This is a genomic window from Hymenobacter defluvii (assembly GCF_017589435.1).
Taxonomy (GTDB): domain Bacteria; phylum Bacteroidota; class Bacteroidia; order Cytophagales; family Hymenobacteraceae; genus Hymenobacter; species Hymenobacter profundi.
This window is the reverse complement of the sequence record NZ_JAGETX010000006.1, coordinates 42718-64104: the sequence shown is the minus strand read 5'-3', so window position 1 is coordinate 64104 and position 21387 is coordinate 42718. Positions and strand designations below refer to the sequence as shown.

At 57.2% G+C, this 21387-nt stretch carries 20 protein-coding genes; 10 read left to right on the top strand and 10 right to left on the bottom strand.

Features of this window, described 5'->3' with window-relative positions; all coding sequences use genetic code 11:
- Positions 1-56 precede the first annotated feature (56 nt).
- From J4D97_RS12125 to J4D97_RS12110, 4 genes are all read left to right on the top strand, one after another.
- On the top strand, positions 57-944 hold the full coding sequence (locus J4D97_RS12125; protein WP_208307799.1) for a universal stress protein: 888 nt from the start codon (positions 57-59) through the stop codon (positions 942-944).
- Positions 945-1057: 113 nt separating this feature from the next.
- The gene (gene hemF / locus J4D97_RS12120) at positions 1058-1978 is read left to right on the top strand and encodes an oxygen-dependent coproporphyrinogen oxidase (protein ID WP_208307798.1); all 921 of its coding nucleotides are present in this window, start codon (positions 1058-1060) and stop codon (positions 1976-1978) included.
- A gap of 291 nt (positions 1979-2269) precedes the next feature.
- Positions 2270-3553 (top strand): nucleoside permease, encoded by a 1284-nt coding sequence (locus tag J4D97_RS12115; RefSeq protein WP_185282435.1) that lies wholly within the window; start codon positions 2270-2272, stop codon positions 3551-3553.
- Between the two features lie 27 nt (positions 3554-3580).
- A complete protein-coding gene (locus J4D97_RS12110) occupies positions 3581-4672 on the top strand; it encodes an AAA family ATPase (RefSeq protein WP_208307797.1) in 1092 nt (363 codons plus the stop codon).
- Between the two features lie 108 nt (positions 4673-4780).
- Here J4D97_RS12110 and J4D97_RS12105 read toward each other — a convergent pair whose 3' ends face one another.
- Positions 4781-5200: a nucleoside-diphosphate kinase gene (locus tag J4D97_RS12105; protein WP_185282433.1), complete on the bottom strand. Its 420-nt coding sequence runs from the start codon at positions 5198-5200 to the stop codon at positions 4781-4783.
- 280 nt (positions 5201-5480) lie between these two features.
- Here J4D97_RS12105 and J4D97_RS12100 point away from each other — a divergent pair, with 280 nt between their 5' ends.
- From J4D97_RS12100 to J4D97_RS12080, 5 genes are all read left to right on the top strand, one after another.
- Entirely contained in the window at positions 5481-6524 is a 1044-nt protein-coding gene (locus J4D97_RS12100; RefSeq protein WP_185282432.1) for a DHH family phosphoesterase, read from the top strand.
- 38 nt (positions 6525-6562) lie between these two features.
- Positions 6563-7528, top strand: a complete 966-nt coding sequence (locus tag J4D97_RS12095) for an FKBP-type peptidyl-prolyl cis-trans isomerase (protein ID WP_185282431.1) — start codon at positions 6563-6565, stop codon at positions 7526-7528.
- Positions 7529-7582: 54 nt separating this feature from the next.
- Positions 7583-8122, top strand: a complete 540-nt coding sequence (locus J4D97_RS12090) for an FKBP-type peptidyl-prolyl cis-trans isomerase (protein WP_243900280.1) — start codon at positions 7583-7585, stop codon at positions 8120-8122.
- Between the two features lie 30 nt (positions 8123-8152).
- Positions 8153-8722, top strand: coding sequence for an FKBP-type peptidyl-prolyl cis-trans isomerase (locus J4D97_RS12085; RefSeq protein WP_185282429.1), 570 nt, complete (start codon positions 8153-8155; stop codon positions 8720-8722).
- Positions 8723-8821: 99 nt separating this feature from the next.
- Positions 8822-9178: an FKBP-type peptidyl-prolyl cis-trans isomerase gene (locus J4D97_RS12080; protein ID WP_347879342.1), complete on the top strand. Its 357-nt coding sequence runs from the start codon at positions 8822-8824 to the stop codon at positions 9176-9178.
- Between the two features lie 150 nt (positions 9179-9328).
- On the opposite strand, the gene recO is transcribed toward J4D97_RS12080, so the two are convergent.
- From recO to J4D97_RS12060, 4 genes are all read right to left on the bottom strand, one after another.
- Positions 9329-10051, bottom strand: coding sequence for a DNA repair protein RecO (gene recO, locus J4D97_RS12075; protein WP_185282427.1), 723 nt, complete (start codon positions 10049-10051; stop codon positions 9329-9331).
- A gap of 98 nt (positions 10052-10149) precedes the next feature.
- Entirely contained in the window at positions 10150-12504 is a 2355-nt protein-coding gene (locus J4D97_RS12070; RefSeq protein ID WP_208307796.1) for a T9SS type A sorting domain-containing protein, read from the bottom strand.
- 84 nt (positions 12505-12588) lie between these two features.
- Positions 12589-13218 carry a thymidine kinase gene (locus J4D97_RS12065; RefSeq protein WP_208307795.1) on the bottom strand — a complete coding sequence of 210 codons (630 nt, stop codon included), beginning with the start codon at positions 13216-13218 and terminating at the stop codon, positions 12589-12591.
- Between the two features lie 294 nt (positions 13219-13512).
- Positions 13513-13839 (bottom strand): 2Fe-2S iron-sulfur cluster-binding protein, encoded by a 327-nt coding sequence (locus tag J4D97_RS12060; RefSeq protein WP_208307794.1) that lies wholly within the window; start codon positions 13837-13839, stop codon positions 13513-13515.
- A 33-nt stretch (positions 13840-13872) separates the two neighbouring features.
- On the opposite strand from J4D97_RS12060, the gene J4D97_RS12055 reads away from it, so the two are divergent.
- On the top strand, positions 13873-14994 hold the full coding sequence (locus J4D97_RS12055) for a hypothetical protein (RefSeq protein ID WP_208307793.1): 1122 nt from the start codon (positions 13873-13875) through the stop codon (positions 14992-14994).
- Positions 14995-15021: 27 nt separating this feature from the next.
- Here J4D97_RS12055 and J4D97_RS12050 read toward each other — a convergent pair whose 3' ends face one another.
- The 5 genes from J4D97_RS12050 to mreC form a co-directional block, all read right to left on the bottom strand.
- Positions 15022-16395 (bottom strand): hypothetical protein, encoded by a 1374-nt coding sequence (locus tag J4D97_RS12050; RefSeq protein ID WP_208307792.1) that lies wholly within the window; start codon positions 16393-16395, stop codon positions 15022-15024.
- A 21-nt stretch (positions 16396-16416) separates the two neighbouring features.
- A complete protein-coding gene (gene rodA / locus J4D97_RS12045; RefSeq protein ID WP_208307791.1) occupies positions 16417-17706 on the bottom strand; it encodes a rod shape-determining protein RodA in 1290 nt (429 codons plus the stop codon).
- Positions 17707-17849: 143 nt separating this feature from the next.
- Positions 17850-19682, bottom strand: coding sequence for a penicillin-binding protein 2 (gene mrdA / locus J4D97_RS12040; protein WP_208307790.1), 1833 nt, complete (start codon positions 19680-19682; stop codon positions 17850-17852).
- 209 nt (positions 19683-19891) lie between these two features.
- The gene (locus J4D97_RS12035) at positions 19892-20425 is read right to left on the bottom strand and encodes a hypothetical protein (RefSeq protein WP_185282420.1); all 534 of its coding nucleotides are present in this window, start codon (positions 20423-20425) and stop codon (positions 19892-19894) included.
- Positions 20422-21345, bottom strand: coding sequence for a rod shape-determining protein MreC (gene mreC, locus J4D97_RS12030; protein WP_208307789.1), 924 nt, complete (start codon positions 21343-21345; stop codon positions 20422-20424). The genes J4D97_RS12035 and mreC overlap by 4 nt, the downstream gene beginning before the upstream one ends.
- Between the last annotated feature and the right edge of the window lie 42 nt (positions 21346-21387).

Below are 21387 nucleotides of genomic sequence, written 5' to 3'. Positions count from 1 at the left end.
ACAACCTTCAACGCTATCAGCCAACAGCCAATAGCCCACAGCTAACTAAAGAGCCCATGAAAACCATCCTCGTCCCTCTCGACCTCACAGCGGCCTCGGAGCACGCATTGTTGTATTCCAATAAGCTGGCCGTACGCTGGCCAGCCGAAATCGTGCTGCTCTATTGCCACCACGGCCCTACCCCCACCACTGAGGAAACGCAGGTGTTGGAGCAACGGCTGCGTACGCTGGCCGAGCGCCTACGCTACCAGCAGCTCACGCGTCAGGATGGCCGCCGCATCCGCTACCACTACCGGGTGCTGGCGGGCTGCCTCCACGACCGTGCGCAAGCCGAAGTAGCCCGGCACGCGGCCGATTTACTGGTGATGAGCCTCGAGCACATCGACTGCGGCCAGACCGATGTAGCTGGCAACCACGCCGCTGCTATCATCGACCTGGTAGCGTGTCCCGTGCTGGTGGTGCCGCCCGGCCGCCGACCTTTGCCGAGCAGTGCCGTTTTCTCGGCTGATTTCGACAAGTTGGATACCAACCTCCTACCCCGCTTGTCGGCGTTGGCGAAGGCGTTTCCGGCGTCGTTGCAACTGGTTCAGTTCTACTCGCCCCTGCACCGTCCCGATCGCATGCGCCTGAAGCGCGCCTTGGAAAAAGCCCGCCCCCAACTCACCTGGCCCGACATCACCACACACCTGCTGGAAGACGACGACCAGTTGGAAGGCACCAGCGAGTTCTGTGCCCGCACCCAGGCCCAATTGCTCGTTGTGGCGCCCACCAGTAGTGCCTTGCTCCGCCGCCTGTTTGATGCCTGCTATACCACTACCCGCGCCTACCACACGCAGATTCCAGTATTGGTGCTGCGCCAGCCCCAGCCTACCACAGTGTGCTGCGAGCGGTGCGCCCGGCAGGCTGAGCGCGAAGCCATCCAACAAGCCATAGCTGTTCACTAGCCAACTGCTTGTTCCTACCCCTTGCAGGTCTTTAAGTCCCTGCCAAGAACAACCGGCTGCTTGCCATCTCCTTCAGCAAAGTCATTCTTCACCTTACTCATAACGCTCTCGTTATGCCTACCGTCCTCACCGCTACCGAATCTTTCACTCTTGCTGCCGCCGAAATTTGGATGCGAGGCTTTCAGCAGCGCCTGTGCAGTCAACTCGAAACCACCGACGGTGGTACTACCTTCCAAACCGATGCCTGGGAGCATGAGGGCGGTGGTGGGGGCCTGTCGAACGTCATTCAACACGGGGCGGTGCTGGAGAAAGGTGGGGTAAACTTTTCGGCCGTGTGGGGCGAGATGAGCGAGCCAGCCGCCCGCAATTTGCTCATGCCCAACCCTGAGTATTTTGCCACGGGCGTGTCGGTGGTGCTGCACCCGCGCAGCCCGCACGTGCCCATTGCCCACATGAACGTGCGCTACTTCGAGGCCGGCAACGGTGAAGCCTGGTTCGGCGGCGGCATCGATCTGACGCCCATCTATGTAATAGAGGAGCAAGCGCGCTGGTTTCACCAGCAGCTCCAGGCCGTGTGCCAGCGCCACGACCCAACATACTACCCCCGCTTTAAGCAGTGGGCCGATGACTATTTCTACCTGCCCCACCGCCAGGAAACCCGCGGCGTGGGCGGCATCTTCTTCGACCGCCTCACAGTAGGGAAAGACGGCTCATTCGAGGACCTGCTGGCTTTCGTGCAGGACGTAGGCGACGCTTTCGGCCCCATCTACACCGAACTGATGCGCCAGAACCGCACCCTCCCCTACAACGACCCCGAAAAGCAGTGGCAGCTTATCCGCCGCGGCCGCTACGCCGAGTTCAACCTCGCCATCGACCGGGGCACTAAGTTCGGACTCAAAACCAGCGGCCGCACCGAGAGCATCCTCATGAGCCTCCCCCCACAGTGCGAGTGGCACTACAACCAACTCCCCGCGTCCGGCTCACCGGAGGCCGCTACCCTGGCGTGGCTACGCAAAGGGGTAGAGTGGGTGTAATAGTGAGTGGTGAAGTTGTGAGTTTGTGAAGTGGTGAGTAAAAAAAACGCCTGTCATCCTGAGCACAGCGAAGGACTTTATGACGATAGAACGATTGGCGTACCAACGAATCGTTCAACTGGCATAAGGTCCTTCGCTTCGCTCAGGATGACAGGCCGTTTTTCCACTCACCTCTTCACAAACTCACAACTTCACCACTCACCACTCACCATCTCACTATTTCACCATCTCACCACTCCTAAGTATCTTTATGGGTCAAACTCTATCCGTTGCGCTTTAAATCAGACCTGCATGAGTACTAAGCTGCGTCTTATCATCCTGAGCTTTTTACAGTTCTTTATCTGGGGCTCGTGGCTGATAACCATCGGAGCCTATTGGTTTCAAACCAAACAATGGTCGGGGGCGCAGTTCGGCGCTATCTTTTCTACCATGGGTATCGCCTCCATTTTTATGCCCTCGCTCATGGGCATTGTGGCCGATAAGTACATCAATGCGGAGAAGCTGTACGGCGTGCTGCACCTGCTGGGCGGCGTTGTGCTTTTCACCATTCCGTGGGTCACGGACCCCGGCATGTTCTTCTGGGTGATTCTGCTGAACATGATTTTCTACATGCCTACCCTGTCGCTGTCCATTGCCGTGTCGTACTCGGTGTTGAAACGCGAGGGGCTAGACGTGGTGAAGGACTACCCGCCCATTCGGGTGTGGGGCACCATCGGCTTCATTGTGGCCATGTGGACGGTAAGCTTGCTGGGCTTCGAGAAATCGGCCAACCAGTTTTATGTAGCAGCCGGCGCAGCGCTGCTGCTGGGCCTATACTCGTTCAGCCTACCCAAGTGCCCGCCCACGGCCAAAGACACCCCTAGCCGCTCGTTGGTGGATGTGCTGGGCCTGAAGTCGTTTGCCTTGCTGCGCGACACCAAGATGGCGACCTTCTTCCTGTTTGCGCTGCTATTGGGCGCTGCTTTGCAGCTCACCAACGCCTACGGCGACACCTTCCTGCACGATTTCGACCAGGTGCCAGCCTACCAGGATACCCTCACGGTGCGCTACCCGGCTATCATCATGTCGATTTCGCAGATTTCGGAAACGCTGTTCATCCTGGCTATTCCCTTCTTTCTGCGGCGTTTTGGCATTAAGCAGGTAATGTTCTTCAGCATGATTGCCTGGGTATTGCGCTTCGGCCTGTTTGCTTACGGTAACCCCGGCAGCGGCCTCTGGATGATTATCCTGTCGTGCATTGTGTACGGTATGGCTTTCGACTTCTTCAACATCTCCGGTTCGCTGTTCGTGGAAACCCAAACGGCGCCAAGCATCCGGGCCAGCGCGCAGGGGTTGTTTATGATGATGACCAACGGCTTTGGGGCTGTGCTGGGCAGTTCCATCAGCGGCATCGTCATTCAGAAGTACTTCACCGCTGCCGATGGCACCAAGGATTGGCACAGCATCTGGATAACGTTTGCGCTGTACGCGCTGGTTATTGCCGTGCTGTTTGTGCTGCTTTTCAAGCATAAGCATAACCCGCAAGCAGTGGAAGACGCACACCCCGAGCCGCTGCTGTCGGTGGAACAGGCGTAACACCCCTTATTTAATGCACTATATTTTATGATGCTGCCGGCTACCCCGGACCTCTCTCCGTCCTTCACTCAGCACGGTTTTCAGCCGGTAAATTGGTTTTACCTAACGTTTGGCGAACTTCCTTTTCGCGAAATCTACCAGCTTGCCTCATCGGAAGCCCGCCAGCTGGTGCTCACTGCGCTGGGTGAATCATATGACCTTGACCAAGTCACTGTCGTCAAGTCATTTTATTTGGAAGAGGTAGGCAAGCCTCCCGAACTGCATTACTACGCCTTGTCACCGGCGCCACACGTGCTTCTGTGGTTATATGATCGTGGCCTGTACGGTGACCAGGGTGTTCAGCTTTTCTATTCTCCTCGTACCGATGCTGCTGTATTAGCCCAGCTAAGAATCCTACTTACCGCTCAGCTTGATACAGGAAAACTAGAGCGTCAGCGCATTCAGGTACTGCGCATAGCAAATAACGATTTAGAATTCTCGCCCCTACCCCTCAAAATCCCTGAGCTCGATCTTGCCGCCAGTTACAACGATGACTTGCTGCCCGCACACGAGGCCATTGTGAAGCGTTTGCAGAAGCCGGATGATAAGGGGCTCGTTATTCTGCATGGGCCGCCCGGCACTGGCAAAACCAGCTATATCCGGCACCTCTGTAGCCTCACCGATAAGCCCAAGCTATTCATTCCGCCTAATCTGGCGTTGCGCATTGCCGATCCAGAGTTTATCAATCTGCTGCACGACAACACCAATTCCATTCTGCTTATTGAGGATGCTGAGGAGCTACTAACCAAACGCGATGCCTCCGGTAGCAATGCGGTAAGCAACCTGCTCAATCTCAGCGATGGACTACTATCGGATGGTTTCCATATTCAGATTATTTGCACCTTCAACGCCGACTTAGCCCGCATCGACAAGGCGCTACTCCGCAAGGGTAGGCTCATTGCTTCCTACGCTTTCGAGCCCCTGGCGCAACCCAAGGCGCAGGCGCTGGCTACCTCACTCGGTCAAACTACGCCCGTCACGGAGCCTATGACGCTGGCTGATATCTACAACCGGGAAGATGAGACGTTTGTCAGCGAGCCGAAAGCTACTGGGCGTATTGGCTTTGGAAGCAGCAGATAACAGCTCGACAGTATAAAATAAGTTTATTTTTAGCCTAAAAGTAGTTCATCAAAAAACCCGCATTACGGAGCGTAATGCGGGTTTTTTGATGCTATTGCGAAGGAGAGCTTAGAATTGCTCGTTGGCGGGGAAATAGAAGTCGCCTTCGATTTGCGCGTTTTCGTCGGAGTCGGAGCCGTGTACAGCGTTGGCTTCGATGCTCTTGGCGTATTTTTTCCGGATGGTGCCTTCCTCGGCGTTGGCGGGGTTGGTAGCACCAATCAGCGTACGGAAATCAGCCACGGCGTTGTCCTTTTCCAGGATAGCGGCCACGATGGGACCCGACGACATATATTTTACCAGATCCTGGTAGAAGGGACGCTCCTTGTGTACTTCGTAGAATTGGCCGGCGCGCTCGGGCGTCAGCTGTACTTTCTTCAGGGCTACGATGCGGAAGCCACCGGCTTCGATCATTTGCAGGATGCCACCAATGTGGTTGTCCTGCACGGCATCGGGCTTAATCATGGTGAACGTGCGGTTGGTTGCCATACGATTCAGGGTCAAAGGGTAAGGGTAGGAAATTAAAAAACCGCCGCGGCGGTTTGTGGGCGCAAAAGTAGAAGTATCCGGCGAGAGTTGCGGAGTTGCGCCGAATAAATCCTGCGGGCACCTTTTACATAGCGGTGGCGTTTGACCGTATCCGACGCGCTCAGGCGCTCCTATTTTGAGAGCCGGGCGGGCCGTTTCGTTGCAATTCCGGAATTTTTCCGACTTTTGCCGCCTTGTTTCCGTCGTAAAATACCGACTTTCAGCCATCTAGTAGTAGGCAATGTCCACAATTACCGCCCTGCAAGAGCTGCTTGCGCAACCCCGGCAGATTTTCATTACGACCCATCACAAGCCTGACGCCGATGCTTTAGGCTCGTCGCTGGCTATGATGGGGTATCTCCGCAAAAAAGGTCACCACGTTACTGTCGTGACACCTTCCGACTACCCCGACTTCCTGGCCTGGATGCCCGGCAACGAAGATGTTATCATCTACGAGCGGCACCAGAACGATGCGCAGGTACGGGACCTGATCAACAAAGCGGAGGTTATTTTCTGCCTGGATTTCTCCTGTCTCAACCGCATTGCGGAGATGGGCGAGTACATCCGGCACGCGCCCGGCACCAAGGTGCTCATCGACCACCACCAGGAGCCCGAGAACTTTGCCGATCTGGATTTTTCCAATTCCAGCGCGGCAGCGGCTTCGGAGCTGGTGTTTGAGGTGATTCGCGATTTGGGTGACCAGGATTTGATTGACGTGGGTATTGGCGAGTGCCTGTACGCGGGCATCATGACCGACACGGGCTCGTTCCGCCACCCCAGCACCTCCCGCAACGTGCACCTGATTATTGCCGAGTTGCTCGATGCCGGCATCAATCTTTCTGACGTGCACCGTCGCATCTACGATTCGCACTCCGAGATGCGCCTGCGCTTCCTGGGCTTTGTGCTGAAGGACAAGCTCACGGTGCTGCGCGAGTACAACACGGCCTACATTTCCATCACCCAGGACGAACTGCGCCAGTACCAGTCCAAAACCGGCGACACGGAAGGCCTCGTCAACTTTGCCTTGAGCATTGAGGGGGTGGTGTTTGCCGCTATTCTCATCGACCGGGGCTCGGCGGTGAAGATTTCCTTCCGCTCGGTGGGTGATTTCTCCGTGAGTGACTTCTCGCGCCAGCATTTCCAGGGCGGCGGCCACCACAACGCCGCCGGCGGCGTCAGCTACGATTCGCTCGACAACACCGTGCAGCGCTTCATCGACTTACTGCCGCAGTACCAAACGCAACTGGTCACGGCTCCTTTAGTAGTTGCGCCCCGTTCGGCGTAACTTGCCCGAAATTCTCTTTTCTAACTCTACCTTACTCAATGCTTTCTCAACGCATTTCTTTGAGTCTGGCCCTGGCGGCCGGCTTTCTGGGCCTCGCCTCCTGCAACAAGGGCGGTGGCGATTTTCAGAAAACCAAGTCTGGTATCGAATACAAAATCTTCAAGAAGGTAGGCAACAAGTATGAGCCCCGCGAAGTAGCCGTCACCGGCGACCCTACCTACAAAGAGCGCATCGGCAAGATTATGGGCTTGCACATTGAGTACCGCACAGCGAAAGACTCGCTGCTGATGAGCTCGCGCGTGCAGCGCATGGGCATCCCCGCGCCGTTCCCTCTGGACTCGGTGCAGCAGAAAGGTGCGGAGGCCGAAGCCTTTGCCATGCTCCAGCCCGGCGACTCGGCCGTATTCAAATTCAACGCCGACACGCTGGCTATGAAGAACTCGGGCCGTCCGGCGCCGCCCTTCATCAAGAAGCAGGGCAACACCATCACCATGCTGGTGAAAGCTGAGAAGGTACAAACCCGCGACGAGGCCATGGCCGACCAGCAGAAGCAAATGATGGACGCCCAAGTGAAAATGCAGGCGCACGCCAAGGAGCAGCTGAAAAAGGATGATGTAATTCTGCAGGAATATATCAAGAAAAACAACCTGACTGCCCAGCGCGATACTTCAGGCGTGTACTATATCATCACGCAAGCCGGCACCGGCGCCAAGCCCAAGACAGGCCAAACCGTTTCGGTGCAATACAAAGGCACCTTGCTCAATGGCAAAGAGTTCGACTCTTCGGCCAAAGGCAATGGTGGTAAGCCAATCGAGTTCCCGCTGGGGGTAGGCCAGGTGATTCCGGGCTGGGACAAGGGCATTGCCCTGCTACCTAAGGGCTCGAAGGCCGTACTGCTGATTCCTTCGTCGCTGGCCTATGGGCAGCGCGGCGCGGGTGCCGACATTCCCGCCGATGCGCCTCTGCGCTTCGATGTAGAGTTGGTAGACGTGAAGCAACAATAGGTAAATAACCGCCGCCGGATGCAACCCGGCGGCGGTTATTTTTCTCTTACTGGTATGATGAATACTTTTTCTTTCTTCCGCGCCTCGCGCTTTGTACTCGGTTTGCTGGTATTGCTACTGAGCGTTTCGTCCTGCCTCAACAACGACAGCAACGACGATTATCTTGAGGACTTGAAACGCCAAGCTGCCCAAGCCAAAATAGACGACGAAGCTACCATTCAGAAGTACTTAGCCGATAATAAGATCACGAAGTTTGATAAACGTGCTTCGGGTATGTATTTCGTGCAGGACAGCACTGCCCTAGGTACTGGCGATATGCCGAAAGCTGGTCAAACTGTTTCGGTGCGCTACACCGGCTATTATTTCACTACCCCCCCCAAGGCATTTGATGCCTCTGGCGCTACACCTTTTCCTTTCACGTTGGGCATCGGCCAAGTAATTGCGGGCTGGGACGAAGGCATTGCACTGATGCGCAAGGGAGGCAAGGCTACCTTACTTATTCCGTCAGAACTGGCATACGGTGTATTTGGTCGCTCTACTATTCCGCCGAATACACCGCTACGCTTCGAAGTAGAACTGATCGACATTAAATAAGCTAAGCGGCTACCTTTTACTTTTTTTCTGATGATACGACCTTTCCTGCATCGCCTGTTTCTCTGCGCTTCGTTGCTGGTAGCTGCTGGCAGCGCTACGGTACTTTCTGGCTGTAACAACACGCCTAGCTACCTTAAGCAATACGAAGACCACCGCGAGCAGCAAAAAACCTTGGACGATGCTTCGATTATGAAGTATCTCACGGACAACAACATCAAAAACTTCACTCGTACTGAATCGGGCTTGTATCTGGTGCCCGTTACAGACGCTCCCGCGGGCACTGAGTTGATTAAGGAAGGTCAGCGGGTGGAGACGCAATACATTGGCCGGTATCTCGAAAATGGCGTAGTGGGCACTAAGTTCGATAGCTCCTACGACAACCGCACGCCCTGCCAGTGCTTCCAGGTAGTAGCTGGAGCCGGCAACGTAATCAAGGGCTGGGATGAAGCCTTGCTGCTTATGAAGCCCGGCGACCGGAAGCAACTATTGATTCCTTCCTACCTGGCCTATGGCTCTCAGTTATCGGGCGACCAACTCTCGAACGTTGGCAACGACCAGGTGCTGTATTTCGACATGATCGTGACCAAGCGCATCAACTAACAACGCATGATGGTCTCTCGTTGGCGGGGTTTCTGGTTGTGCTTGAGTCTGCTTTTCAGCACTCTCACTGTTGTAGCACAAACTCCACCAGCTGATACCGTGCAAACCGCTAGCGGCTTGCGCTACTTGGTAGCAACGCCCGGCACTGGTGCTACCCCCCAACCCGGCGATAAGCTGGTAGTGGAATATTCTGGCTTCTTGCCCAGTGGCAAGGTGTTCGATTCGTCGGCAGTAGATGGGCATCCGTTGCGCCTACGAGTAGGGCGCGGCGAGGTTATCAAAGGCTGGGACGAGGTGCTCTTGCTTCTACCCGCCGGCACTCGCGCCCGCGTCTGGATTCCGGCCGCGCTGGCCTACGGCGCGAAAGGCGCCCGCGACCCCGACGACGACAGCCGCTACCTGATTCCACCCAACACCGACTTGGTCTTTGACCTAACCGTGGTGAAGGTGCGCTAAGTAAAGTCTGTCATCCTGAGCAAAGCGAAGGACCTTCTCATGTTAGAACGATTTTCGTCACAACGACTCGTTCTAACATGAGAAGGTCCTTCGCTTTGCTCAGGATGACAGACTTATTTTTTACTCACTCACCATCTCACAACTTCGCCACTACTCCGCCAGCACTTCCGATAGCACGGCCAGAGACCGGACATCGCCCAGGTGCTCGATATGGAGCTGGTAGTAACGAATAAGCAAATTGAGCAGCTCGCGGCGCACCCGGCCGTTGGGCACGGTGGCGTGGGTAGGGTCGTGCAATAGCTCGTCGAAATACTGGTCGAACTCCTGGAAGCGCAGCACGGTAGGCGTGCTGGTGCCGCTACCCGTAGCAGGCACCGCCGAGGCGAAGGCAACCTGCGTGGTTATCTCCTGTCCCGATTCTATCCCAAACCCTAAGTAGGAAGCCAGGCGCAGCAGGAAAATCAAGGCAAAGTTTTCGTAGCCCGTTTGCTGCTGATCGAAGGCCAACAAGGCGTCGTGCAGGAAATGAAACAGTGGCTCATTTTCTTCCTCTTCCTGCACCACCCGTCCTACAATTTCCGACAGCACCAACACCACGCTACTCTTCTGCACATCAAACGGAATGCTGCGGTAAGACTCAGCGCAACGGTACTCCGAGAGGCGCGTTAGGCCGCCCTGCCGCGAGGTGTAGGCCACCAGATCCAGCAGCGTAAACGGCTGAAACAGCGCAATACGCCCGGGAGGTTTAGCCTTGCGCACCCCATTCACCACGTACGACTGCAACCCCAGACGCTCGGTATACACCCGGGCAATGATAGACGTTTCGCGGTAACGCATGTAGTTAAGAACAATACCGCGGGTTTTGATGAGCATGATTTCACTTAAAAGAGTAAGAGTAGCTCACGTCCTTCAACTAGGAAGAGCGCAAGCTTTTGATATCTGCTTTAACATCCTTTGGGATAGACTAATTCCTAATTCTCTACTACCGCAATTTTGCTGATGCAGCCGTTCTTGCCATCGGCGTCGGAGGAAAGAACCAAGTACACGCCGGACTGCACGCGGCGGTTGTTGCTATCCAATAGATTCCAGGTGACGGTGCCGCCGTTGGCGCGGGTTTGGTAGACAAGGGCGCCGGTGACGTCCGTTATTTTCACAATGGCATCGTTTACCAGGCCCGAAATCCCTACCTCACCCGTGAAGCTGGTGCGAACGGGGTTAGGGGTCACCTTTACACAGTCAGGCTTGCCTTCCGTGACGGTGGCCGAGCCGCGGTACGTCACCAGGCCCGCATCGGTGGCCACGAACACCTCGCCGGTACGGTCGTTCACCGATACGTCGTTGATGCGGTTGGATGGTAGTGGGCTGTTGTCGGTGGTGAAGTGCAGCAGCGCCTCGTCGGCATCGGCATTGAACAGCCACAGACCATTATCGGCCGTGCCGAACCACTTGCGGTTGGCCCCATCTGTAGCGATGCACAGCACGGTTTGGCCGCGTAAAATGGCAAAGCCGGTATCCGATTCGCCCTTACGCAGGAATGGCACCCGAAAAGTTGCGCTGGGGTCGAAGGCTTGGCTGGGGTCGTCGAATACGGCCACGCCCACTTCGCCACTGCTGCCGCTGGCTACCCAGATGGCACCTCGTCGGTCCTTCACTACATCGTAGAGATTGATGAGACCCGGCGTAGAGTTATCGGGGGCGGTAGCACTCGTGAAATAGCGCACGGCGCCGGTAGCGGGGTCGTAGGCCACTAGGCCCTGTCCGCCCTGGCGGGCCTGCGTGGCCCAGGCCACGTTGTCGTCGTCGAGAGCGAGGCGGTCGAGGTTTTCGGAGCCGGAGAAGTAGGGCAGCGTCCGCCAGGTATTGCTGGTAGGGCTAAAGACGAATAGGCCCGAATTGTTGGTGCGCTGGTGGCGGTTTACTACCCATACGTCGCCGTTGCCATCCAGGGCCACGTCTGTGATGCGAGCATAGTTCGGATTACTGATGGCACTCAGCAGCGGGCTGTTGCCGTTGGCAGGGTTGAACAGCCGAAAATTACCCGCGCCCTTCCATTCCAGCAGTCCCTGCCCATAGCTGCCCACGTAGAGCGTGCCGTCGGCGGTGCGCACGCCGTGGGTAAGGTCTTTGGGATTGGGATATTGCGTAGGGTCGGGTAGGGTGGTTGATGTGATGTTGGCCCAGCGGCCATCATGATATTCATAAAAACCAGCGTACAGGTCGCTTTGCAGGTAGCGGTCCTGGTAGCCGCCGCTGAACACATCGGTGATGCCGCTACGAGCATCGCTATACACGCCAAAGCTGAGGGAACTGGCCGGGGCGTTATTTACAAAGCTCTCCGCCTGCTGCCCATCGGCCGCAAGGCGGACGAGGCCATTGCGATAATCAGCCACGTAATAGGCACCATCCTGCGCCCGCAAAGCCGCCCGTGGGCTCTGAACAGGCGCGGCAGCGAGCGGCCGAACCTGTCCGGCAGCAGTCAGCACGCTCACTTTTTGGTTATCGGTGATGATCAACCCAGCTGCCGAAGGGGTGAGTTGGTTGAAAGTGCCAGCACTGGTGCCGGGTACCGCCTGCCAGGTTTGGCTGGCAGGTAGGAAGCGGTAGAGCTGGTCGCCGTTGACGCCCGCGTACACGGTGCCAGCCTGCGTAGCCAGTGTGCGGTATGGGTCGCCGGCGCGCGCGGGTAGGACGATGGCCCAGGCACGAGAATCGAGCAGGTTGGCGGCCAGAGAGCCGCGCAGGACGCCGCCCGATGTGGCGGCCAACAGGTAGCCATCGGCCACGGTGGTAGCATACACTTGCACGGCAGCCCCGCCAGCACCAATAGTGGTGTAGGTTTCGCGCACTTCCAGCCGCGCCATATCCAGCACCAGCAGCCCAAAGCTGCATGATAGGTAGGCCATCCGGTTGTTGAATGAGATGCCGTAAATGGCTTTAACACCCGTGATTTGCTTACGCAGGATATCCGTCAGGTTCTGGATGGAGCCGTCGGCTTGCAGCACGTCGAGGTTGCCGTTGGCGTAGGCCACCAGTGTCTGGCGCGTCAGAGAATCGTAAGCGACGGTTTGCACGCCTACGTCGTGCAGGCCGTCGCGACGCGAGAGCAGCGCCGTTGTGTTCAGCTCTTTATCGTAATAAAAAAAGGCATCTTCGGCGGCTACGTATACGCGGCTGCCGGCATCGGCTAGGGCCTTGGCGCGGTTGCTGGGTAGGTGCAGTTGCCAATCGCCATAGCCCACGCCCGACTGCGCCCAGGCAGACGACGGGGGCAGCAAGCCCGTAAGCAGAAGCAGTACACAGCACAGGGTGGGTAGGAGGTGGCGCATGCGGAACAAGGTACATACTACGCCTTTAGCTTGTAGCTATTAGCTGTGGGCTTTTCGATTGGTCAGCCAACTTCTGCTTACCCCTTAGCTTTCCTGTCGGGCAGCGGGACGAACTGTGGCGGGTGCTTTCTCCTGCATTCCGGCTTGAAAACACGGCCGGCAGCGTGCTTCGTACGAATCGGTTTCGCCGAGCAGCACCTGCGCCTCAGACGCCGCAATACGGAACGAGTAGGCGGCCACCTCGCCGCAACACACGCACACGGCGTTTACTTTGGTCACGAACTCGGCCACGGCCATCAGGGCCGGCATGGGGCCGAAGGGCTTGCCAGTGTAGTCCATGTCGAGGCCAGCCACGATGACGCGGGTACCCTGATTGGCCAACTGATTGCACACATCAACCAGTGAATGGTCGAAGAACTGCGCTTCGTCGATGCCCACCACGTCGCAGCCGCTAGCGAGCAGCAGTATTTCTTCGGGCAGTTGCACGGGGGTGGAGCGGATGCTGGTGGCGTTGTGCGACACCACATCGTGCTCGTGGTAGCGGGTATCGAGGGCGGGCTTGAAGATTTCGACCCGCTGGCGGGCAATTTTGGCGCGATTGAGCCGGCGGATCAGCTCCTCGGTTTTACCTGAAAACATGGAGCCCGCCACCACTTCAATCCAGCCCCGATGCGGCGCTTCGCGGCCATTGCCAACGCGAGGTTCGATGAACACAGTCGATGCGTGAATGAATGAGTGAATAAGAGAATTTGCCTGGAGGCAAACGGTCAAATTTACAACTTTGGCTGGCAGGCGGCAACAAAGCTGCCTTCGCAGTTGAGGGTAGGAGGGTGTGGGGGTGAGGGTAGGAAGTAAGAAGTTTGTCATCCTGAGCGGAGCGAAGGACCTTATCACGGTGGAACGAGTCGTTGATAGAATGGTCGTTCAACTGGCATAAGGTCCTTCGCTCCGCTCAGGATGACAAACTTCTACTTCCTATCCTCACACCCTCCTACCTCCTACCCCCACCTACCCTTCTCCATACTGCACGTGCGGCAGCTTGGTGGCTTCGGGCACGCGGCCTGTCACTTCGCCGGTGGGTAGGCGGGTCTGGCAGGTGAGACGCTCGTGGCTGAGCAGACGGCCAGCACGGCGGTAGCGCAATTCTACATCGGTAGGCGGCGTTAGTAGTTCCAAGCCCGTTATAACCTGAATGCGGCAGCTGGTGCACCGCCCACGGCCCCCGCAGGCGTGCATCCAGTCGTAGCCGGCGGCGTGCAGGGCCGCTAGCAACGTAGCGTCGGCTGGCACCGGCACGGCCGCACCAAATAGATTTTGCACGGTCAGAATGGGCATCTTTCCCTAAATTGCCATTGAATAAGGCTTTCAATGAAGGACAAATATAGCTCCGCGAAACGCGAACAATACGGCCGCCGCCTGGCGGCACACCTGTGCAACCAGCACTTCCTTGCCCAGCCCGACGCTACTCTGGACGGTCCCGCTGTGCTGAAATTTACACCCCTCCGGCAGGTCAATCTGTTTGTGGTGCAGCAACTACTAGGGCAGTGGACGCAGGAAATGGCCCGGCTGCGCAGCCCCTACTTCGATTTCGAGGCTGCCGACGTGCGGCAGGCCCTCACGCAGTTCATGAACACCCTGTCGCGGCGCATTAAGCTGAACCGGGCTACGTTTGAGCCGCTGCTGGCTACGGCCGTGGCCGATACGCTGGGCATCGCCACCGACCCGGAGCAAATTTTCGAAGGCAAAATCCTGGGCACCAGTCCCAGCGTGACCGTGGAGCAGCTCCACGACGCGCTGCGCTACATTGATGTAGACAAAGCGTGGTTTCAAACGTTTATCGACTCGCTGGTGAAGGGCGCACCCCTGGAGCGCACCTTTGTGCTAGAGCGATTTCAGCAGTATCAGCAAGCCAACCACGCCCGCCAACGGCCCCTGGAAAAGCTAGTGGAAGAGCTAAGCAACCTGCTACCCCTCACCGCTGCTGATCTGCGCGAGGATGGCCCAGTGGCTGAGGCTCCACCTCGGCCGGCCCCTACCCCACCGCCGGTTATGGCCGCACCGACATCACCGCCCGCCTTACCACCGGTAGCACCAGTGCCCCCCGCGCCCCCTACCCCGGCGCCGGCATCTACGCCAGAGGTTCCGGCCGCGCGTCTCTACGAAAAGCTCAAGAGCGAACATACGTCTGCGCCAAGCCTAAGCACAACGCTACGCACCGAGCGCCACGCGGCAACGCTAGCCGAAAAGCCAACGCGCGTGGAATCGTTGCGGGAAGCCATTTCCATCAACCAACGATTCAGCTTTATCAACGAGCTGTTCAACGGGGAGAACATGGAGTATCACGCCGCCATTCAGCACCTCGACACCCTACCCGACGCCGACGCGGCCAAGCGCTACGTGACCGACACGCTGGCTAAATCGCACGACTGGACCCGCAAGGAAGAGCACGTAGGGCGCCTGCTCAAGCTGATTGACCGCAAGTTTGCCTAAGCCACAGCCCTGCCTCGCACCCCTACCTTAGGCACGAGGCAGGGCTACGGACGGTAGCATCAGGAACAGCTTTCGGCTGCCCAGCGTTGCGCCAACTACTAGCAGCGGAAACACAGGCACGGCAAAACGAGCAGCGCCCAAAGGCCCCGTGAGGAAGGCAACGTAGAGCAGTATACCAGCAGCACTCAGCCGTACAAAGAGCGCGTACTGCCTTTGAAAGAGGAAAAGGCCGAATGCCAGCAGGCGCACCACGTTCCCAACGGCTACGAGTAGCAGTGCCGACAAGAGCCCTAGGGGTAGGCGCCAGATATAGCGCGCCATCCCTTTGTAGCCATAGACGGTGTATTGCCCCAGCAAGCCCCTACCCTCCTGGCCGGGCAGTTTAAAGAAATGGACGAGGTCGAAGCGGCCGGGGTCCAGAAAGCAGTTCACCATGCCTGTTAGGTGAATACGAGCGTAGGTGACGGGATATTCCCACAGGACGGCCATGCTCCGGGCTCGAATATGCTGTTGCTGCTGCGCAAAGGTTGCGTAGCGACGATGCGCTTCAGCCTCGACGGTATCAATGAAATGATCGGCCACGACAGCTCCTTCGGTACGGCGCAGCACGCCTTCCGTATTGTAATGCAGCAGATTGATGGTGGCAATACTGGAAAAATGAAACAGGCCCGTGCGTTGGTAATTCCAGCCTTGGTAGAGCAACGCCACTGCCAGTGGCAGTGCAGCGACTACCGCTACTGGTAGCCGTCGCCAACGCAACGCTGCCCAACTGCCTACTAGCAATACCACAATACTGAAAGGGTAGAATACTGGCTTCACCAACATGGCAGCCGTAGCAGTTGCCGCCACTGCCAGCGCGTAACGCATTTGTTGGGTTTCCCAGGCCGCCACGGCGCTCAGCCATAGCAGCACCACGCACGTCTGCAACAGCATCTCGCTCATCAACACGTTGGCATAAATAAGCTGAGCAGGATACGTACATACGCCTAGCAACAGAAACACCCACTGCGCCGGCAGCAGCCGAAACTGTTGCAGCCAGCGCGCCAGCAACCCCAGGTTGAGCAAGCTCAGAAGGTTCTGAACCACCAACGCCACGAAGGGGAAACGGGCGCTAGGCGTGTCCAACGCAAGCAAAAACAAAGGGTAGCCTGGCGGCCGGATGGTATATTCCTGCGGCTTTTTTGCGCCCGTGGCAGGTAGTGGCTGCGCATAAAACTCGCCCGCTTCCCTGATATTAACAGCCTCCATTCTATAGCGGTCCGTATCGGGGAAGAAGTACGTGCGCTGGTGCAACTGCACACCGAAGAACAAGATGTGCCACGCTACCAAACCCACCCAAAACCAAGTAGGTACCTGGCTGCGCGCCGATATAGAATGAGAAAGCGCGCGCCGGAACATCATGGGGTAGAAGTTGCAGTTGCCCTATCGAACCAAATCCTGCTTGCGGTAGGCATCAATGGCCAGCAGGATAAACAGTAGGGTAGTAAATGACCAGAGCGAGGAGCCGCCATAGCTGAAAAACGGCAACGGAATTCCTACCACCGGCGCCAGCCCAATGGTCATGCCGATGTTCACGGCGAAGTGGAAGAAGATGATGCTGGCTACACAGTAGCCGTAAGTGCGCCCAAACACCGATTTCTGCCGTTCGGCTACGTACACAATGCGCCACAGCAAGGCCATGAACAGCGCAATGGTGACCACGGAGCCCAGCCAGCCCCACTCCTCGCCCACAGTGCAGAAAATGAAGTCGGTGCTTTGCTCAGGAACGAAGTCAAACTTGGTTTGGGTGCCTTGCAGGAAGCCCTTGCCCACTACCCCACCCGAGCCAATGGCAATTTTGGACTGCGTCACGTTCCAGCCTACCCCCAGTGGGTCAGCCGAGGGGTTGATGAGGATTTCGATGCGCTTGCGCTGGTGCTCCTGCAAAACGCTGTTGAAGAAGAAATCAACCCCGAATACCATCCCAATCACCACCAGCCACACACCAATAGAGAGTGGTAAATGGTGGCGTAGCAAGCGGTTGTTGAATACCAACACCAGCACTAGTAGCACGGTAAAAAAACCAATCAGCCAGAGCTTGGGTACCAACAGCGCCAAAATTAAGATAGCCCCGCCGGCTGCCAGCAACAGCAGAATAAGCGGCGACATACCCTCGCGGAAGTACGCCAGCAGAAATGCCCCGAACACCAGCGCTTGCCCGGTCTCGTTGGCCGCAATGATGAGCAACGGGGGTAGCAACGTGAAAACGGCCAGCATCAGTTGGTCGCGAAAATTCTGGTGGCGCAGGTTGATGCCCGCCATGTAGCGCGACACGGCCAGGGCCGTGATAAACTTGGCAAACTCGGCGGGTTGTAGGCGCACGGGCCCCAACTCCAGCCACGAGCGGGAGCCTGCAATAGGTCGCGCAATAAAGGGCGTGACGATGAGCAGCACAATCATGCCCGCATAGAGTGCGTAGGCAAACGTGTCGTAGGCTTTGTAATCGACCACCAGCAGTACCACAATGAGCAGCACTGCCGTTCCGATCCACAGAATCTGCTTGAACCAGTTGAAGTTCATCAACTCCCCGAAGCTTAGGCCAAAGACATGGGTAGGCGCGTCGGGCGAATAGCTAGCCGCATACACGTTCAGCCACCCCACGAACACCATCAGCAAATAAATGCCCACGGTAACCCAGTCAATGCTGCGGGAGTAACGAGCGGGGGTTTTCAATGGAAAATAGAGAGGCTAAAGAACTGGGTAGGGGCGGCTTGCAGCTGCCCATCCACAACGAAATAATAGTTAGAGTGTCCTTCTTCTCAACGGTTGAAGAAAGCCGGACGCCCCATCAGGGCGGCTGCAAGCCGCCTCTACTGCTAATGGTGTCGCTTCACGAAACGGTCGGCGCTGCCAGGTAGCCACTCCTCCCACTTCTTGCGCACCACTTTGCCGCGCAGGTAGCGCTCTACCATCAGCGAGGCTAGGGGTGCAGCCGAAGAACCACCAAAGCCTGCATTTTCAATAAACACGGCAATAGCAATCTTGGGGTCTTCTACCGGTGCAAAGGCGGCGAAGGTAGCATGGTCGGCGCCGTGGCGATTTTGTACGGTGCCGGTTTTGCCGGCCATCGAGATGCCGAATTGCTCTAAGCTGGCCAGGCTAGCGGTGCCGCCTCTACCCACCACCATCTGCATCCCTGGAATAATCTGCTCAAAATAGTGTGAGTCCACGCTTGTTTTGTGGCGTTCCTGGAACTGGGGTAGCGGCCCGTTTTGACCCACGCTGCGCACAAAGTGCGGCGTGTAGTAGTAGCCGCGGTTGGCAATAATGGCCATGATATTCGCCATTTGCAGACTCGTTACTTGCACCTCGCCTTGGCCGATGCTGAGAGAATACACCGTTTTGTAGGTCCAGCGGTGGTAGCCGTAGCTTTTATCATAATACTCAGGCGACGGAATCAGGCCTTTCTTCTCGCCCAGCAGATCCACGCCCAGTTTGTCGCCCAGCCCGAAGGTTTGCACGTTGCGCTTCCACTCGGCCAGCCCCAACCGCGAATCCTCGAAGCGGTTGCGCGAGCGTCCGCGCATCACGGTGGCCTGCATCACCTGGTAGAAGTAGGGGTTACAGCTGTTTTTGATGGCAATGCTCACGTTGCCGGGGTACTCGTGGTTGTGCGTGCAGCGTACCAGGCGCTGGTTGCAGGGAAAACCCGTATTGGCCGTCACGGCACCCGTTTGCATAGCCACCAGCTCGTTCACCAGCTTAAACACCGAGCCCGGCGAGTAAATAGCTGTGAGGGGCCGGTCGATGAGCGGGCGTTCAGGGTTATTGAGCAGCTCCATGTAACGGTTGCCCAAACCCTTACCTGTGAGCATGGCCGGATCATAGGCTGGTGCCGACACGAAGGCCAAAATTTCCCCAGTTTTGGGGTCGATGGCGACTACCGTACCACGCTTGCCAGCCATCAGCATCTCGCCGTATTGCTGCAAGTCGATATCGATGCCAGTATGCAGGTCTTGGCCGGCCACAGAAAGCGTGTCGAACTCGCCGCCTCGAAAGGCGCCTTTCTCAATGCCGCGCACGTTCACCATGCGGTACTGCACGCCCCGGCGCCCCATCAACTCCTTCTCATAAAACGACTCCAGGCCGCTGATACCCAGAAAATCGGTAGGGCGGTACTTGGCGTACTTCTCCCGGTCTACCCAGGTGGCCGGTATAGGCCCCACATAGCCTAGGGCATGCGCCATGCTCTGGGTGCCATAGGCCCGCGCCATGCGCGCTTCGATGCGGAAGCCAGGAAAATCAATCAGGTTATCCTGGATGGAAGCCAACTCGGCGGTACTCAGGTTCTGCACTAGCGGCGAGGCTTTTACGCGCGAGTATTTTTTGGCGGCCAGCAAGCCGGCGCGCAGGTCCTCAATAGGTAGTTGTAGCAGCTGGCAGAAGCGTACTGTGTCCAGCTGCTTCACTTCACGGGGCACCACCAGCAGGTCGTATACCGGCGTGTTCTGCACCAGCAGCTTGCCGTTGCGGTCATACACCAACCCGCGGTAGGGTACCTTCACGATGCGCTGCAACGTGTTGCGGTCGGCAGCCAGTTTGTAGCTGCCATCCAACACCTGGATGTAAAAGAGTCGACCCGCGAATAGCATTGCCACAGCCAGAAAAATGGCCTGTACTACGTATTTGCGTCCTTCTAAATATTGCAAAGCAAAGAAAATCTGAATGATACGACACGCTGCTTGCGTTAAGCAGCGTCGCAAAGATACAACCCCATTGGCGGTAAGAACCAGCCAAAATGCGCGTGCTTACAGATGAGCTGCCTACCCGCGCCAAACAAATGGAGCAAACCAATCAACGCCGTGGATAGTTTCGTGTACCGACATAGCCATGGTGTAGGCGCAGGGCCTCCTATCCCCTAGCGCGACCGGCGGCGGGTAGGGAAAAATACCAGCTGCACAATCAGCATTACCAGCGTGGTATAGATGGTGCTAACAAGAATTTTGGCCATGGTGAAGCCTATGGACAGAAAGCTGCCCAACTCCAGCAGAAAGAAGACAATGTGGTGCAAAGCAATGAGCAGTACTAGGTACACCATCATCCACTGCCAGCCCATCTGGTGAATATTCACCGAGTCGGCGGCGTCGTAGCCGTCGCGGGGGGTGAGTAGGCGCAGCACCCACGGCCGCAGGTAAGCCGTGAGCACAGCCGAGGCAGCATACAGCCCACCCGTATCCTGAAACACATCCACCGTGAAGCCCAGCCCGAAGCCTAGCAGCAGCTGCACCACAATGGGCGTTTCGATGGGCAGGAACAACAAGAAGCCCAGGTAGAAGAAGTTCCAGCCCAGGTCGAACAGCACGAAGTTGCTGTTGTCGAGCAGCAACACGTACAGCCCCACAAACAGCGCAAACCGCACCAGCTGCCACGCAATGGTTCCGACTATGCTCATCGTTTCCCTCCTCCTACTACGGTGCCCGTGTGTGTTTCCAGGGTATCGCGCTCGGCCTGGGGCCGGCTGCGCACCACGTACACGTAGGTCAGGTTTGAGAAATTGACTGCCAGCCGCACCCGCACGGTCCAGAAGTTCTTGTCGGGCTCCTTGGTAAAGGTGTCGATGGTGCCCACCATCACTCCTTCCGGGAAGGTAGCGTTGTAGCCGGAGGTGATGACCGTATCGCCGCGCACCAGCTTGTTCTGGCGCGGAATGTAGTCGAGCAGGGCGTGGGTGGGGTCGTCGCCCTGCCACTTGATGCTGCCAAACGTACCATCGCGCTGAATTTTGGCCGAAATAGCCGTTTTGGAATGCAGCAGCGACGTGATGCGAGCGTAGTGCTCACTCACCGACTGCACCCTACCCACTATTCCGCTCGCGGCCAGTACGCCCATGCCGGGCTGCACTTGGTCGAGCGTTCCTACGTTCAGCGTCAGATAGTTATCCACGTCGCGCAAGCTGTTATTTACTACCCTGGCCGGAATCAGGGGGTAGCTGGGGTCGTTGTTGCTGAGGGCTTGGTTGCCCAGCACCAGCGAATCGGGGCGGCCCGTGCGCAGCAGGCGCATCTGAGCAAGACTGTCGCGGCGGATGGGTAGAGAATCGGCTACGCGCCTACCCAAGTCAGACAGGTACAGACGCTGGCGCAAGGCTGCGTTTTCGGCGGCCAGGCTCTGGTTCACCGCTGCCAGTTCAAAATATTCCGACACCTGCGTACGCCATTCCAGCAGCTGTCCGGCATAGGTGTTGGCCGAGTTGAAAAACGCCGCCCGCTGGTAGGCGCTATTGCGAATCAGCAGGTAAACGCTCAATACCTCCAGCAGCGCAAACACGAGGATGCCCCGGTAGCGAAACAAAAAGGCAAAGAGGTTTCTCATTGTTGAATTAGGAATTAAGAATTAGGAATTAGGAATTTTTAG

Coding starts and splice junctions, on each gene's coding strand:
- J4D97_RS12125 (WP_208307799.1), top strand. CDS start 57: ATGAAAACCATCCTCGTCCCTCTCGACCTCACAGCGGCCTCGGAGCAC.
- hemF (WP_208307798.1), top strand. CDS start 1,058: ATGCCTACCGTCCTCACCGCTACCGAATCTTTCACTCTTGCTGCCGCC.
- J4D97_RS12115 (WP_185282435.1), top strand. CDS start 2,270: ATGAGTACTAAGCTGCGTCTTATCATCCTGAGCTTTTTACAGTTCTTT.
- J4D97_RS12110 (WP_208307797.1), top strand. CDS start 3,581: ATGATGCTGCCGGCTACCCCGGACCTCTCTCCGTCCTTCACTCAGCAC.
- J4D97_RS12105 (WP_185282433.1), bottom strand. CDS start 5,200: ATGGCAACCAACCGCACGTTCACCATGATTAAGCCCGATGCCGTGCAG.
- J4D97_RS12100 (WP_185282432.1), top strand. CDS start 5,481: ATGTCCACAATTACCGCCCTGCAAGAGCTGCTTGCGCAACCCCGGCAG.
- J4D97_RS12095 (WP_185282431.1), top strand. CDS start 6,563: ATGCTTTCTCAACGCATTTCTTTGAGTCTGGCCCTGGCGGCCGGCTTT.
- J4D97_RS12090 (WP_243900280.1), top strand. CDS start 7,583: ATGATGAATACTTTTTCTTTCTTCCGCGCCTCGCGCTTTGTACTCGGT.
- J4D97_RS12085 (WP_185282429.1), top strand. CDS start 8,153: ATGATACGACCTTTCCTGCATCGCCTGTTTCTCTGCGCTTCGTTGCTG.
- recO (WP_185282427.1), bottom strand. CDS start 10,051: ATGCTCATCAAAACCCGCGGTATTGTTCTTAACTACATGCGTTACCGC.
- J4D97_RS12070 (WP_208307796.1), bottom strand. CDS start 12,504: ATGCGCCACCTCCTACCCACCCTGTGCTGTGTACTGCTTCTGCTTACG.
- J4D97_RS12060 (WP_208307794.1), bottom strand. CDS start 13,839: ATGCCCATTCTGACCGTGCAAAATCTATTTGGTGCGGCCGTGCCGGTG.
- J4D97_RS12055 (WP_208307793.1), top strand. CDS start 13,873: ATGAAGGACAAATATAGCTCCGCGAAACGCGAACAATACGGCCGCCGC.
- J4D97_RS12050 (WP_208307792.1), bottom strand. CDS start 16,395: ATGATGTTCCGGCGCGCGCTTTCTCATTCTATATCGGCGCGCAGCCAG.
- J4D97_RS12035 (WP_185282420.1), bottom strand. CDS start 20,425: ATGAGCATAGTCGGAACCATTGCGTGGCAGCTGGTGCGGTTTGCGCTG.
- mreC (WP_208307789.1), bottom strand. CDS start 21,345: ATGAGAAACCTCTTTGCCTTTTTGTTTCGCTACCGGGGCATCCTCGTG.